Annotated in this window: 15 protein-coding genes; 7 read left to right on the forward strand and 8 right to left on the reverse strand. The window is 63.4% G+C overall.

What is annotated here, in order from left to right; translation table 11 throughout:
- Positions 1-237: 237 nt before the first annotated feature.
- On the forward strand, positions 238-2,676 hold the full coding sequence (locus VT84_RS41965) for a YXWGXW repeat-containing protein (RefSeq protein WP_157470168.1): 2,439 nt from the start codon (positions 238-240) through the stop codon (positions 2,674-2,676).
- Positions 2,677-2,773: 97 nt separating this feature from the next.
- Here VT84_RS41965 and VT84_RS34660 read toward each other — a convergent pair whose 3' ends face one another.
- Positions 2,774-3,406: an HAD family hydrolase gene (locus tag VT84_RS34660; protein WP_082842754.1), complete on the reverse strand. Its 633-nt coding sequence runs from the start codon at positions 3,404-3,406 to the stop codon at positions 2,774-2,776.
- Between the two features lie 166 nt (positions 3,407-3,572).
- On the opposite strand from VT84_RS34660, the gene VT84_RS34665 reads away from it, so the two are divergent.
- Positions 3,573-4,139 (forward strand): RNA polymerase sigma factor, encoded by a 567-nt coding sequence (locus VT84_RS34665; protein ID WP_052550530.1) that lies wholly within the window; start codon positions 3,573-3,575, stop codon positions 4,137-4,139.
- Positions 4,136-4,369: an anti-sigma factor family protein gene (locus VT84_RS34670; protein WP_052550528.1), complete on the forward strand. Its 234-nt coding sequence runs from the start codon at positions 4,136-4,138 to the stop codon at positions 4,367-4,369. Before VT84_RS34665 ends, VT84_RS34670 begins: the two co-directional genes overlap by 4 nt.
- A gap of 45 nt (positions 4,370-4,414) precedes the next feature.
- Here the strand turns inward: VT84_RS34670 and VT84_RS34675 are convergent, their stop codons facing one another.
- From VT84_RS34675 to VT84_RS42590, 6 genes are all read right to left on the reverse strand, one after another.
- The gene (locus VT84_RS34675; RefSeq protein WP_082842755.1) at positions 4,415-5,104 is read right to left on the reverse strand and encodes a hypothetical protein; all 690 of its coding nucleotides are present in this window, start codon (positions 5,102-5,104) and stop codon (positions 4,415-4,417) included.
- A 287-nt stretch (positions 5,105-5,391) separates the two neighbouring features.
- On the reverse strand, positions 5,392-6,402 hold the full coding sequence (locus VT84_RS34680; RefSeq protein WP_082842756.1) for a hypothetical protein: 1,011 nt from the start codon (positions 6,400-6,402) through the stop codon (positions 5,392-5,394).
- 58 nt (positions 6,403-6,460) lie between these two features.
- Entirely contained in the window at positions 6,461-7,342 is an 882-nt protein-coding gene (locus tag VT84_RS34685) for a tetratricopeptide repeat protein (protein ID WP_082842757.1), read from the reverse strand.
- Positions 7,343-7,413: 71 nt separating this feature from the next.
- Positions 7,414-8,532 (reverse strand): vWA domain-containing protein, encoded by a 1,119-nt coding sequence (locus tag VT84_RS34690; RefSeq protein ID WP_082842758.1) that lies wholly within the window; start codon positions 8,530-8,532, stop codon positions 7,414-7,416.
- 251 nt (positions 8,533-8,783) lie between these two features.
- Complete coding sequence (locus tag VT84_RS34695) at positions 8,784-9,656, reverse strand: vWA domain-containing protein (protein WP_239465562.1); 873 nt, start codon at positions 9,654-9,656, stop codon at positions 8,784-8,786.
- A complete protein-coding gene (locus VT84_RS42590; RefSeq protein ID WP_082842760.1) occupies positions 9,578-9,844 on the reverse strand; it encodes a BatA domain-containing protein in 267 nt (88 codons plus the stop codon). Before VT84_RS42590 ends, VT84_RS34695 begins: the two co-directional genes overlap by 79 nt.
- A gap of 274 nt (positions 9,845-10,118) precedes the next feature.
- Between VT84_RS42590 and VT84_RS42595 the strand changes: the two genes are divergently transcribed.
- Together VT84_RS42595 and VT84_RS34710 are read left to right on the forward strand one after the other, a co-directional pair.
- Positions 10,119-10,541, forward strand: a complete 423-nt coding sequence (locus VT84_RS42595; protein WP_082842761.1) for an SMI1/KNR4 family protein — start codon at positions 10,119-10,121, stop codon at positions 10,539-10,541.
- 30 nt (positions 10,542-10,571) lie between these two features.
- Positions 10,572-11,810: an NAD(P)/FAD-dependent oxidoreductase gene (locus VT84_RS34710; protein WP_082842762.1), complete on the forward strand. Its 1,239-nt coding sequence runs from the start codon at positions 10,572-10,574 to the stop codon at positions 11,808-11,810.
- Positions 11,811-11,926: 116 nt separating this feature from the next.
- On the opposite strand, the gene VT84_RS34715 is transcribed toward VT84_RS34710, so the two are convergent.
- Positions 11,927-13,093, reverse strand: coding sequence for a DUF6985 domain-containing protein (locus VT84_RS34715; protein WP_052550512.1), 1,167 nt, complete (start codon positions 13,091-13,093; stop codon positions 11,927-11,929).
- A gap of 230 nt (positions 13,094-13,323) precedes the next feature.
- On the opposite strand from VT84_RS34715, the gene VT84_RS34720 reads away from it, so the two are divergent.
- A complete protein-coding gene (locus tag VT84_RS34720; protein ID WP_162271950.1) occupies positions 13,324-14,298 on the forward strand; it encodes a WD40 repeat domain-containing protein in 975 nt (324 codons plus the stop codon).
- 80 nt (positions 14,299-14,378) lie between these two features.
- Positions 14,379-14,741 carry an ArsR/SmtB family transcription factor gene (locus tag VT84_RS34725; protein WP_082843495.1) on the forward strand — a complete coding sequence of 121 codons (363 nt, stop codon included), beginning with the start codon at positions 14,379-14,381 and terminating at the stop codon, positions 14,739-14,741.
- The last annotated feature ends 175 nt before the right edge of the window (positions 14,742-14,916 follow it).

The following is a 14,916-nucleotide window of genomic DNA, read 5'->3' on the forward strand; positions in this document are numbered from 1 at the left end:
CATAACACAAATTGGGCCTTTGTCATTGCACCTGCGTTAATCGAGATGGTTTAATTGCGCCGCAATGTTCGCCCAATCTCCCCTTTTTCCAGCCGGCCGTTCAAGTTACACCACTTTCATGAAGCGGTATCCGCTTTGCATCTGCACCGAATGACCGTCGGGCCGCGCAAGTTTCGCACAGTTCGGCGTTTTTTAACGATTCAAGTGATCGCACCTTGCTTATTGAGGTACACAATCATGACCGAACGAGTGCTGAAGGTGCTGCCCCTCGGCGTGTTCGGCTCACTTGTGCTCGCGCTCGTCGCCATTAACCCCGCGGCGGCACAAGACCCGATCCCGCTCGTTTCTCCCGATCCCGAGCCCGTTCCTCTGCCGCTCCCGCGCCCCGGACAACAGGGACAGCCGGTCGAGCCCGCGCCGCCAACTCAGCCGGGGCAAGGCGACGGAATTGAGGTGCTTGCCAAGGGGCCGGTTCACGAGGCGTTCGCAGCCACCGCGGAAGCGCCGGCCGAATCCCCCGTCGTCGCGAAGCAACCGCCCGATCCGGTCGAGGAACTGCCGCCGGACCAGAAGCCGGAAGGCGACAACGTGCAGTGGATTCCTGGTTACTGGAGCTGGGACGAAGAGAGCACCCAGTTCATCTGGGTGAGCGGCTTCTGGCGCCAGCCGCCCCCGGGGCGCGTGTGGGTGCCGGGTTCATGGCGCGAGGTGAGGGGCGGGTGGCAATACGTTCCAGGCTTTTGGCAGGAACTGACACCGCCACAACCACAACAACTCCAGCAACCACAAGTTCAGCCAGAAATCGAGTACTTGTCCCAACCCCCGGTTTCCCTGGAAGTTGGGCCGACGGTCGAAGCCCCGAACACCACGAGCGTGTACGTGCCCGGCTCGTGGGTGTGGCGCGGAAAGTACGTCTGGCGCCCGGGCGTTTGGATCGATTACCGACCCAACTGGGTGTGGGTGCCCGCGCGCTACTACTGGACCCCGGCCGGATTCGTGTTTTGTGACGGTTACTGGGATTACCCGCTCGCTCACCGCGGCGTGCTGTTCGCCCCGGTCGTGATCTCCCGCCCGATCTACACCCGGCCCGCGTTCGTTTACACACCGGTGTACGTGGTCAGTGAGCCGTGCATGACGGGCGCGCTGTTCGTGCGCCGCGGGTACGGGAACTACTACTTCGGCGACTACTTCGATCGGCGGTACGCGACCGGCGGATACACCGCGTGGTGCGGGACTGTGAGTCGCAACGGATTTAGCATCGGATTCGGCGTCGGCCGCACCTGGGGGTACGACCCACTGTGGAGCTACTACTCGGTCCACTACCGCAGCAGCCCGCGCTGGCGCGGGGGCGTGAATGATCTGTACACCGGCCGGTACCGCGGGGACGTGGCCCGGCCGCCGGTCACGCTCGTGCAGCAGAACACGACCATCAACAACATCACCAAAACGAACGTCACCAACGTGACGAACAACATCACGGTGGTAAACGGCGCCCCGACGGTGAACAACCGCGATGTGTCAAACGTGGCAATGGTCGCGCCTCTGAAGGTCGCGCCCGATCTCCAGCGAACCAAGTTCGAGGCGGTGAATGCCGAGCGCCGGCGCAACGAAGCGACCGCAGCGAAGCAAATTCGCGAGGTCGCGGTTCAACGGACCAAGCTCGAAACGGCCGCGGTGAATCAACCCAAGCCGGTGGTAACCCCGGGCGTTACACAACCGCCTGCCAAACCGCAAACAATCAAACTGGATGTACCGAAAACGGCAATCCAGCGCGCCGCGGTGAGCACCGACGAGAAGAAAGCTCCGCCGCCGAACCCGCACCGGTCGGTCAACACCCCCGGCGCGAAGGTGGACCCGAAAACTCCGGTGAATCCTTCGGTCAACCCAACACCTAAGATCGACCCGAAGACGCCGGGAACCCCAGTGAACCCGATGCCTAAGGTTGATCCGCCCAAGATCGATCCCAAGATGCCGGTGAAGCCAGGTGTGCCGCCCACAACGCCCCCGGTGAATCCGACGACACCGAAGATCGACCCGCCAAAGACGCCGGGAACTCCGCTTCCCAAAGTGGACCCGAAGCCCCCGGTTAATCCACCGGTCAGCCCGATGCCGAAGACCGACCCGCCCAAAGTCGATCCGAAACCGGTCATTCCGCCTACAACGCCGAAGGTTGATCCGCCAAAAGGCACGCCAGTAGTTCCCAAGGTTGATCCGAAGCCAACGACGCCTCCGGTCGTTCCTCCGACTCAACCACCGGTGACTCCGCCGCCAAGGGTTGACCCGAAGCCCCCGGTCATCCCGCCCACAACGCCGCTACCAAAAATCGAACCGAAGGGGCCAACAACCCGGCCGGTCACACCGAAGGTCGAGCCAAAGAGAAACCCACCAACGCCCCCGAAGGCCGACCCGCGCCCTACGTCCCCGCCAAAGGGAGACCAGAAACCGTCGCTTGCGGTTGTTCCGGCTGTGCAACCACAACCCAAGCCGGTCGCGGTTGCCCCTACGGTACAGCCCAAAGCGCAACCGGCGCCGGTGGTTCAACCGCGACCAGCAGCCATAGTTCCGACTGCACCACCGACGAAGGTCGTTCAACCACCCAAAGCCCAACAACCGCCGGCTGAGCAACCGAAAACACAGCCGGCTCCGGTCGGCAAACCCGCGAAGAAGCCGAGGTAAGTCGGAAACAAAGGAACGTTTCGCGTGGGGTCGGTCAGCGGACAGCAATGAGCTGTCCGCTGACCGACCCCATGCTTTTTGAGATGAGCGAGGAGATTTAGCCGTGTGCGGGCAGCAGTTCTAACAGCTCCGTGAACGACGCCAGAATTCGGTCCGCAGGAGCATCCGGCTCCGTTGTTCCCGTGGGCACAAGCCACACCGCGACCCCAGCTGCACGCGCGGTCCGCACGTCAACGACCATGTCGCCGACATAAATTGTCTCGCTCGCTGAAACCCCTAAGCGCTTCAGCCCCTCTAAGAGCATAGCGGGATCGGGTTTTGCCCGGTCCGAGACGTCGTCCGGCCCCAGAACGCAAGCAAAACAGTCGGCCAGCCCGAGTGCGCGGACGAGTTCGCGTGTGAATTCAACGCGCTTGTTGCTGCACACGCCGAGTTTCAGTCCACGTTCCGCGAGCGCCCGAATCGTGTCACCGACGCCGGGCATGAGGCGTGTTTCCGCGACCATCACCCCCGCGTGGTGCTCGCGGTACCGGGCGACGGCTTCGTCCACCGGCGCCCCTGGTACGAGATCGGCCATGAGGTTCGCAAGACCGTAGCCCACGTAGCGGCACACCTCGGCCTCGGGCAACGGCGGGAGGCCGTAGCTCTGACGCACGTGGTTGGTGCTCGACGTGATGGCGGCGAAGCTGTCGGCGAGGGTGCCGTCGAAGTCGAAAAGAGCGGCTTTCATGCGGTCCGGAGCGAAAGGTGAAGGGGTGAAAGGGTGAAAACGAATCCGCTGTGCGCGGACGGTGATTGGGGCAGGTTCTTTGCGCCTTTCGCCCCTTCACCTTTCACCCCTTCGGCGTTCCTTGCTATGGTAGGGAGAAGCCCGCCCCTCGCCCGCGAGCCGCCGCATGGTCGCACCGCTGCCCGAGAAACTCACGCCGGAACTGGTGTTCCGTGAATACGCGCCGCGCATATTCAATCTCGCCCGTCGGATGCTCGGTAACGACGCCGACGCCGAAGACGTGACGCAAGACGTATTGCTCCAGGTGGTGCGCAAACTCGACTCGTTCCGCGGCGACTCACAGATTTCGACATGGCTGCACCGCGTCACTGTAAACGCGGCACTGGCCCACCGCGCGAAACGCGCGAACCGGCAGAAGCACGAGTCTGCCGACCTGGCGGACGAGGCCCTCGATGCGGTCGCGCCCGAGACCGAAGTCAAGCGCTGGAACCTGCCACCGGACGAACCGGTGTTAGCAGCCGAGCAGCAGGCAATCATCGAGAAAGCGATCACCGAACTGCCCGAGCCGTTCCGCGACGTTTACCTGCTCGCCGATGTGGAAGGTCTGCCCAACTCCGACATCGGCACCATGCTGGGGCTGAGCGTACCCGCCGTGAAGAGCCGCCTGCACCGGGCGCGAATGCGGATGCGCGACCTGCTGGCCCCGCACTTTGAGGACAAGGACGCATCATGACCTGCACGGAACTGGCGGCCCTCCTGGTGGACTACCTGAACGGCGAACTGGTGATCGAACACCATGAGACTGTTTCGATCCATATCAGCGGGTGCAAGAAGTGCGAGGGGTTCGTCGCAACGTACTCGCACACGGTGCGGGTTGCCCGCGCGCTCCCGAAATGCTGCTCGCTCTCGCCCGCGTTCGAGGCGCGCCTGCGTGCCGCACTCGGTGAACACCTCGGTGAATGAAGGCAACGGGGCAGATCACGCTCCCGTTCCGGCGTTCAATGTCCGCTACCCGCCGCACGGAATGACGGACGCCTCCGGGAGCCAGCCGGCCATTCCGCCGGGCAACTGCACCTGAACCCACCCGCCGCGCCGGACCAGTTCTCGCACCTCAGCCCCTTTCGGCAGTGCGGGTTCGATTCGCGCGGGGTACTCGGTCGCGTTCCCCTTTCGCAAATACACCTCGTCCGTCACTACCAGAAGCGGCTGCGATTCCTGGACGCGCTGGTCGGCGTCCTGCACCCACAGCACAGTGAGTAACCCGAGCGCGGCCACCCAGAACGTGGTGAAGGCGAGCCAGAGTGCGTTCCGTGTCATGACGCACCGCACGATTCCACCGCACGCGAGAAGCCACGCGAAACCCACAAGCGCCCATGCGTCTGCGGGCGACATGCGTGTGCTCACGGTGCGTGCCTGGCGCGGACGCCCCTGCCCCGCGAGTTCGCCCTCGATCGGGTACAGCACTCGCGAGCGCGCGTCTTCGAGTTCCACCTGAAGCGGGCGAGCGAACCGAGCGACGGCCAAACCGTCGTGAAGGGCCGCAATACACCGCGGCAGGTTCCCGGCGAGCCGGTGGGCGCGACTGCGGTTCAGCGCAAGTTCGGCCGTGTGGTGCCCTTGTGCCCAGAGTTCGTCGTACCCGGCCGCCGCACGCGCGAACGCGACCTTAGCGCGGTCGGCATCGCCGCGGAGTTCCACTCCCTCCGCAAACGCACGTTCCGCCGCAACGAGTGTGTCCGTGGACGAAGTCGCTCGTGCGGGTGAGGCCCAAAGGAGCGCGAGGGCTACACACCACATAAACCCGGGGATTACGGCCCCGGGGTTGAAACCCCGGGCTATTCCCGGTGACCCCTTCGGGGTCCGAAAGCGGGTGCGCCAACTTCTTGTATTTGCGGCCCCAACTGGGCCACCGGGAATAGCCCGGGGTTTCAACCCCGGGAGCATTTGACCCATTTGGTCCGTTTGATTCCGAGCAACCAGACCATTCACGCGAGCGCCTCCAGCCGGGTGACGGCGGCTTCGGCACTCGCGGCAAGCGCCAGCTCGTTGTCACCAGAAGGCGCGAACCGGGCGCGGTCACAGGCGCGGAACACGTCACTCGTCCGTTCGGCGATCTCTTCGGGCACGCGATGCTCTTTCAACGCAGCGGCGATTTCCGCGGGGGTCGCGGCCGATTCGGGAAGCGGGAACCGCGCACGCAGGTAGCCCAGCACCGCGTTCGCAATGGTCGCGGGCGGGTCTGGGGTACGGCTCGCCTTGCGAATCATGTCGTTCGCGCGCCGAGCCGCTCGCGACCGGCGCATGCGCGCGAGTCGGGCCGCGTCCGGATACACTCGGCGCCACACGAGCAACCAGCCGAATGCCGCGAGTGGGCCGAAGCACCCCGCCGCGAGCCACGCCCACCGGCACGGCACCTGCGGCCCGCTCCCGAGCACGTCCGGTCCGGTCGCAGCGTGAAACAGGAATTCCGGTGCGTCGAGCGGCACCACGGGGCGCTCGACCTTCGGCGGCTCCAGTACGGTAATTTCAACAGCCTCAGCTCGCGTCGACGGGAACTGTTTGGCCCCCGGCGCTGCGGACGGGTTGAAGTAATGGAACTTGAACTCGGACACTTCCTTCACGGACGTGTTCCGCGGAGCGAGCTTGTACGCGAACCGCACCTCTTTTGCCTGCGCGTCGCGTGGCGGGTCCGCGACGTCGGTGACCTTGAATACGTCGAACGCTTTCAGTTTCCGCAAATCGGGCTTCACGATCTCGGTCGGATTCTGAGCGCCGGTAACTACCAGCGTCACCGAGAAATTGCTGCTCACCTGAACCGTCGTCGGTTCGATTTCCCACTTCACGCGGACGCTGCGCCCCTTCGCCTTGTAGTAATCTTCTTTCGGCTCGAAGAAGGCCGGTTGCCCGTTAGCGGTGAGAAAGACAAAAGGGAAAAGGCAAAAGGCAAAACAGCAAATACCAACCCAGCGCGGGCGAAATGTGCATCGCTGAGCCATCGTTCTGCCAACCTCCGTTCACTCGCTGTTGCACTCAGTTACCACTCACGTCGAACTGCTACCAATCCCGCACGCTCGGGCGCTCGGGACCGTAGAGCGTTCGCAGAAGCGACTGCTGTTCGCGCTTGATGCGTTTTACGATCTCGGACATGTTCGCGCGCGCGTCTTTTTCGCTGAGTTGCTGAACCTCGCTCTTGTCTTCGAGCGGTTGGATGGTCGCGTTGTTCCCGGGCGCCGTCTGCTCGGTCGGCATTGGGTTGTTGGCACCGTTGGGCAGTTGCTGCGGTTGGGTGCCGACACTCTTCGGGTTGTTGCCGTTGCGGGAGGGCTCGGTTTCGTTACCGGCATCATCGTTCCCGCCGGCTTGTTTATCCGGGTCCGGCCGCGCTTGAGGGTTCTCTTCCGGCGGCACGTCCGTGTTCGGCGACTTCTTCTTGTTTTCTTCCTTCTTCCGCTCTTCGTTCCAGAGCAGTTTCGCGAGTTCCAAGTTGTCCGCGGCGCGGTCCTTGAGCGGCTTATCGGCTACGGGGCTATCGAGCGTGTGCTCGAAGCACGCGATCGCCGCACGGTACACGTCGATGGACCCGCCGCGCCACAACAGGCAGGTACCGCGGTTGTACCACGCCCGCGCCGCACGTTCCGGCGGGCACTCGGCGTCCTTCAGTACGCGCTCGTAGTGCTGTTCGGCGTCGCGGTACTGCTTGCGGTCGAAGAGCACCGCACCGCGATTGAACGCGACCAGCCCCGGATCGGGCGCCCGCTCCTCTGCGGTCGCGTAGAGCTTGTCGGCCGCGTCCTTGTCCCCGGAGCGGAACACGTCGTTCGCCCGGCGAATGAGATCGTCCGGCGACTCGGTTTGTGGCGGCGCTGCGGCTAAGAAGAGGCAAAATGAGAGGGGCAAAAGGTAACAAGCGAACCGCGTGACGCGCGACGTTGCCATTGAACCCTCCGTTTCGCGGTTTCCGCCTTCGATTGTACCCCGAGCCGCTCCCACTTTCCCGCACTCGTTACTTACCGACCGCGTAGCCACCCGCCGAGGAACAATAACAGCGCCGGGGCGAGCACCCACGGGTAGCGTTCCTTCGGTTGAGGAACCTGATCCTCGCCCACGATGGTTCGCACCTTTTGAACGTCGATGCGATTGTGAAAGAACTCACCGAGCTGCGGGTTACTGGTACGCGCGGCGATGTACTCCCCGGACGTCTCCCGCGCGATTTGCTCCAGCAGTTCTTCCTGCAACTTCGTGCCGAACGGGTCCGCTACAGACTCGATTTCGGGAACGGCCACTTTGGTCGGGTGGCCGACGCCCACAGTGTAAACAGGAACGTTCGCGGCGCGGGCAGCGTTCGCGCCACGCACCCACTCTCGGTCGCTCTCGTCCGGGTCGTCGCCGTCGGAGATGAAGAACACGTCCTGTGAACCTTTGAACTGCGAATCGTGCATCTCGACAGCCGCAATCAACGCGGACCCGAAACGGGTGCCGGACGTGATGTTCGGGTCCGCTCCAGCTTTGCACTCCGGCGGCGGGAATTTGCCATTAATGTCTTCCAGTACATCCTTTACGTGCTTGTAGTCGGTCGTGACCGGGCAGAGGACTTTCGGTTTCGACGCAAACACGATCACCCCGACCCGGTGCCCGCCGCGTCGGACCATTGTGTTGAGCAAATCGAGAGCGCCGGCGCGGGCGCCTTCCCAGCGCGTCTTCGCCTTCGGATCGGACATGTCTTCGGCGAGCATCGAGCGGCTCAAGTCGATCACGATGACCACGTCGCGCCCGACCGCGACGCCCGGTTCGTCGCTCTTACCCCACCGGGGACCAGCGACGCCCAAAATGAGCAGCGCCCACGCGAGCGGGTATGTGAACCCGAGCCACCGGCGCGGCGGGCGCGGGTGAGTGAGCTGACCGGCCACGGCCGCCGGGCGCCCGATCGTTGCGACCGCGTGCTTTCGGCGCCGCGAGGCCCAGCGGTTCAACAACCCGAGTAACGGGAGCAGGAGCAACAACCACAGCGCGTCCGGCCGGGCCAACCGCACCACCGCGAGAAATTCGCGCGCGTCAGTCAGCAACCCGCCCAGTCCGGAGGACGAGTTGAAGAAATTCACAAGAGCGCCATTGTTAATCGCTAACATTTGCTAACATTCTCGCCCCGCGAGGCCGTCGCACTCACCAGAACGCCAAAATCCAGGCAATTACGCTACACCAACACCCAACTGGCCGCGTAAACGGCTAACATTTGGTGGGCACGCATTCATTTTCCTCACGGTTCCCGACCTTCAGTTTCAGATCGCACTTGGATCAACTACTCTCAACAACGGAATTATACGCAATCAGTGAACGAAATTCCATTAAATTCACCATTGCCTATCCACACGAAAAGGTCTCACGTCACCGCGCGCCAGAGGGTGCGATCGAGCGCGTGTGTGGACAGAATTAAGACGAGTGCGGCCCCCGCGAACCACGCATAATACTCGAAGTGTTTGCGGTAAATCGGAGCTTGATCTTTGACCTTCTCCAGAGCACTGATTTCGCGGTACGCGGCGAGCAGGTCCGTTCCGCTGGTGGCGTGAAACGCCTTGCCGCTGGTCATCTCGGCCACGTCCTTGAGTGCCTGGCGCCCGGCCAGGCGCTGCGCGATCATGTCCGGCGTGGAACCCGGAGGCGGTTCGCCACCAGCGTCGATGGTGTAAATCTTTACGTTCAGGTTCGCAGCAAGTTGCGCGGCTTCGCGCGGCTTCAGCGTGCGGTCGATACCGGGTTTCTTCGCGTCCGGCACGTCTTCCTTGAAGACGTTGTGTTCGCCGTCGCTGAGAAGAATCAGCACGCGGGCCTTCTTCGGGTTATCGACCGCGTCGAGGCGGACAATCGCCTCGGCGAGCGCGTCACCGATGTTCGTGCCCGCGTCGACGCCGCCTTTGGGCTGAAGCCCATCGACGACCTTGAAGAACACCGAGTGATTGAGCGTGAGCGGGCATGCGGTCTGCGGCACCGCGGCGAACACGACCAACCCCACAGAATCGCCCGGGCGAGACTCGAATTTCGTGCCGTCGGGGGCGTCCCCACCGGCCAAGAACAACTTCAGTGCGCGCCGGGCGGCATCGAGGCGCGACGCCGGCGGGCTGTTGAGGCTCCACGCGACGTCTTCGGTGCCCATGCTGCCGCTCACGTCGAGCGCCATCACGAGCGCGATCCCTTCGGACGGGAGCGGCGTGCGCGCGTCCGGCCGGCGGGGCCGGCGCACGCAACGACGAGGCACAGACACGCCAGCCCGCGAAGCACGGGACCGCCCCAAGCCGCAAACGACGCCCGCCGACCGGTGTGGTTCCCGAAGCCGCTAACATCACTAAAGCGTAGCGCGGGCCGACGGCGCCGGCGCCACCACCACGCAACAACCAGTGCCAGCGGCGACAGCCACAGGAATTCGGGGGTCGTGAACGAGAGCATAACTCCAGCATGCGCGAAGCGCGCACGAGAGACAAGGCGCCTGGTGTTTCACCTGGGACCGCGGGCATCTTGCCCGCTCTTTTGACTTTCACAACGAAGAGCGGGCAAGATGCCCGCGGTCCCAGGTTTGCCCGGTCGGGCTGATACAATCGCCTTCGATGCAATGGCCGTCAATGCTGGAGTAGTCAAGCCGGGCGCATTCTGCCCGTGGTGTGGTACGAAACGGCCAGCTTCGCTTCGAGCAACGAACACAGAGTTGGCACAAGGAATCAGTATGGAATTGCGTGAGGTATTGCGGGGAGACAAACACCAATGGGACGGAAACACACCCATATCCCCCGTTGACCTTGCAGATTTGGTAGTTTGGTCGCCTGCCCTACTGCCGACGGAGTATTTGGATCTGCTCCGGCTCAGCAACGGTGGGCATGCCTCGCTTGCTGGATATCCCAGTTATGCCCGCATTTGGCCGGCTCGAGCTGTGATTGAATACAACCGGGTCTATGAAATTCAGCAGTGCGTGCCGGGATTCGTGGGATTCGGCGATGACGGCGGCGAGGTTCTCATCGGGTTCGACACCCGACACGACTCCCCCTACCCCATTCGAGCCGTGCCGTTCACCCCTATGGAGTGGTCGTCTGCAATCGACGTCGCGGACGACTTCCATGAGTTCATCGGGCGTATGCTCCAGCGCGGGTGATGCAGCAATCTCACGTCGATCGGAGCGATAATGACGGTGTTTGATTACGACGCGATTATCGTGGGTGCCGGAGCTGCTGGGCTGATGGCTGCGATCCACGCGGCCGAGCGCGGGCGCAAGGTGCTCCTTCTGGAGAAGGGCAAAAAGCCCGGTGTGAAGATCCTCATGTCCGGCGGCACGCGGTGCAACATTACGCACGACTGCGACGCACGCGGCATCGTGGAAGCGTTCGGCACTAACGGGAAGTTCCTCCACTCCGCGCTCGCGGCGATCGGTCCGCGAGAAATCGTCACACTCTTTAACAACGAAGGGGTCGCGACGAAGGTCGAAGACACCGGCAAAGTGTTCCCGGTCAGCGATCGCGCGGTTGACGTGCTCGAAGCGCTGATGAAGCGCCTCGCCCGCAGCGGTGCAACGCTCGCGCTCACGGAACCCGTAAAAGACATCGACCCGCACCCCGAGGGCGGGTTCCGCGTGTCCACGGTGACGCGCGTGCTCACGGCGGAGCGTGTGCTCGTCACAACGGGCGGGAAATCGTATCCGGGGTGCGGCACCACCGGCGACGGCTACGCGATCGCCATGAAGTTCGGCCACACGATCGTGCCAACGCGCCCCGCGCTCGTGCCGCTCACCGTGCAACCGGCGTGGGTCGGCGAACTTCGCGGGATCACGATTCCCGACGTGAACCTGAAAGTGATACCCGAACAGGGGAAAGCACTCAGCCAGCGCCGCGGATCGGTGCTGTTCGCCCACTTCGGACTGACCGGCCCCGCCCCACTCGATGTGAGCCGCGCCGTGAGCGGGCACGCGAAACCGTCGTCCCTCATCCTCGAAGCGGATTTTCTGCCCCTGGAAACAGAACAGGCATTCGACGAGTTCCTGCGTGCAGAATCTTTGGCTTCGGGCAAGAAGCAACTCGCGGTGATACTGGCAGAAAAGCTACCGCGGCGATTGGCGGATCAGTTACTCGTGCTGTGCGGGATGGCGGTCGATCGAAAGGCCGCGGCGCTGGCGAAACCCGACCGACTCGCGCTCGTCGCCGCGGCTAAACGATTGCGGCTCCCACTCCGCGGGACGTTGGGCTTCGAGAAGGCCGAAGTGACGGCCGGGGGCGTGAGTCTCGACGAAGTAGACTCGCGCACGATGCAAAGCAAGCGGGCACCGGGGCTGTACTTCGCTGGCGAAGTGCTCGACCTCGACGGATGGATCGGCGGCTACAACTTCCAGTCCGCGTGGAGCACCGGTTGGCTCGCCGGTAAGCAGTTGTGAGGGTCTTGTCGCAGGTCGGAAGGTCGCAGGTCTTAAAGTCGAAGGCCAAAACACCTCTAACCGGATGCTTCGACATTCGACCTCCGACCTGCGACACGATTTCCGACGACGGCCGCTCAAACCTGAGCGGCTTCGAGCAAGTGGATGATCTCTTCCAGTCGGACCTTGAGGTCGTTGAATTTGTCGCCGGCGGTTTCGCGGATCATCGCGAACATGTCGTTCAACAATTGGTCCTGGTTCTTCGACGGGGAGAATCCCATGTCGCGGTACATGCGCTTCGCGTGCCGCAACGGGGTGCTCCGCTCGTCCGGGTTCGAGAGGGTCGGGTCGGCGCCGTGAGCCAGCAACCGGCGCACTTCCTCGACTTCGATCTGGTCGACCGAGATCCACAGCGGCGGGTACTCGTCCGGCCCTAACTCATTGATTTTCGCGCCGGCCGCTTCTAGTTCACGTGCTCGCTCCTCATCGCCCGTAAGGATCGCTTCGAGCAGCAGGTCGTGCGGCGTGGGGACGTACTCGTCCGCGTCGCCCTCGGGTTCGTCCGATTCGAGCAGGTCGTACAGCCCCTCCCAAGAGGTCCAATGTGCGGCTCGTTCGTCCGGCGAGTACACGACCACAAGGCCGTGCTCGTCCTGCCAGTCGGACTCGATCAGGAACGCGAGGTGCGCGAAGCCGCCGCGGGCCTCATACGTGATGTCGACACGCGGAACCGCGAACCGCCCCTGTAACTCTGCAAGACTGGCAGCGGGCTTCACCCCAGCAACCAACCGCCATTCTTCCTGCTCGAACGCGCTGCGGAACGATTGCCACACCTGTTCGCACACGGCATCGAAGACGGCCGATTCGTTCTCCACAAGGAACCGGAACGCAGCTTCTTGTTTCGGCGACGGCTCGGTCCCGCTCGGTCCGGCGATTCGGAACGGGAACCGGCCCTTCGCCAGTAGCGCCGCGCGCTTTTCGCGCCGGACGGCGCGCCGCTTTTCGCGCTCCGCGTCCCGCGGGTCCGGCTCCTCGGTCGCTTCCGCTTCGGCCTCTTCTTCAGCCTCGCGATCAATCTCCGCGAACGCCTTATCAGCTTGATCGCCGAACCGCTCGCGCATCTGGGCCTTGATGTTCTCCAGGGCCGCGTTCATGTCGGCCGCCATCCGCACGGCTTCTTCTTCGGTCAGCGGCGCCGGTTCCGGCATCACGCCAATGGTCGCGAACCGCGCGAGCGCTGCGGACCCGGCCCACGACTCGTCGGCGTCCCGGAACCGCAGCTTGCCGAACACATCGTGCGTCATGGGAACTCCGTTCGTAGGCGATCACGTTGACAGCGCAAAACTTCATGCCCGGGCACCAAATTGCGGGAACTTCGCGCCAGAGGGTCCACTATCAGAGTATCACTTTCGGGCCGCGTCGCGTCTCGGCTAAATGCTGCCACTGGGCGATGTTTCGAGCGAACGCGCGCGTCCCGGCGGGTTGTGTATTAGAGTTCCTGTACTTGGAACCAGACCCGCCGGGGACCGATCGCGTGGACGCACAAACTTTAACCAACAAAGCAGCGCTGATCTCCACCCCCGCCAAGCAGATCGCGCGCCTGAAGGGGCACACCGCGGAAATCATTTCTCTCGCGTTCTCGCCCGACCGGTGTTTGCTGGCGTCGGCGAGTAGCGACGGGACCGCCCGTATCTGGGACATCGCTAGTAGTAAGCCCAGCGAGCGTTCCGTCTTACAGAAATCCGGCGACAAGCTCCACGCACTCACGTTCGCGCCGAACAGCCGCACGCTGGCGGTCGGTTCCGGGTCGTTGAACGGCTTCGTTTGGCTCTACGACGTGTCCGATAAGGCTCCACAGGAAGCCGGTACGCTCCGCGGCGCACGCGGGGCCGTTGACGCTCTGAATTTCTCGCCTGATGGGAAGCAAGTCGCGGGCGCGGGCGAAGACCGCACGCTGCGTATCTGGGAACCAACACGCGGATCAACGAGCGAAGCTCGCGCTCTGTTGTTGGGCCACACACAACCGGTCCGAGCGGTCGCGTTTTCACCCGATGGGATGGGCGCAGCAACCGCGTCACGCGACGCGACCATCCGGTTGTGGACCCTTAGCCGAATCCGCTCGACGGAACGGGCCGTGCTGTCGCACGGGGGCGAAGTCAACGCACTGACCTACTCGCCCGACGGCAAAACACTGGCGACCGCGAGCCAGGACGGGCTGATTCGGCTCTGGGATCTGACCGCGATCAAACCGAACGTGCGCGCCGAACTGAAGGGTCACGCGGGGGCGGTTCGCGCGCTAGTGATTTCGCGGGAAGCGGATACGCTCGTGAGCGTCGGCGACGACCTCCGCGTGCGCAACTGGAGCTTCCGCACGGGTGCGCAGTTCCGCGAGTGGGAAATACCCGGCAGCCCCGCGACGCGCCTGGCCTTCACCCCGGACGGCCGGTACATGGCGAAGGGCGCGGCCGATGGTACGGTGGAGCTGTTCCGCGTGGCCGAAAAGCGATAACGGGCTGACCTTCGCCGAATCGCATAAATGATGTAAAATCCGGTGTGTGCTTCTCGCGTCCCGCCGGAGGTGTGCCGCTCGTGGCCAAAGATCCGCTCGAACCGCAGCGCTGCGCGCGGTTACTCTCTGCACTGGCCGCGCCGGAGCGGTTGAAAATCGTCCGCTTCCTGGCCGACGGCCCGCAGAACGTGACCGCGATCGCGGACATGCTCCGGCTGAAGAACGTCGTGAACGTCTCGCACCACCTGGGAGTGCTGCGGAACGCGGGCCTGATTCGCGGGAAGAAGCAGGGTCGGTTCGTGTTGTACTCGCTGCGCCCCGGTGTGCTGGAAGATGCAGTGAACGCCGGCATCCCGAAGGACGCCCTGAACCTCGGCTGCTGCCGCATCGAGATGCCGAACTGCCGGGACGAAGCGAAAGAGTTGAAAGAGCTGGAAGAGTAAAAGAACCGCAAATGATGCAGACACGGAAAACCGAAATCCGCCACGGATGAACACAGATAACACGGATAGAGCAACACGCTACAAAAGCGCGAATGGATAGCACCTAATCAAATTCAACACGAAGCATTGAATTTAACGAATTCCTGATCCGCGTTGTCTGTGTTCATCCGTGGCT

The sequence above is a fragment of the Gemmata sp. SH-PL17 genome (assembly GCF_001610855.1).
In the GTDB taxonomy this organism is placed as follows: domain Bacteria; phylum Planctomycetota; class Planctomycetia; order Gemmatales; family Gemmataceae; genus Gemmata; species Gemmata massiliana.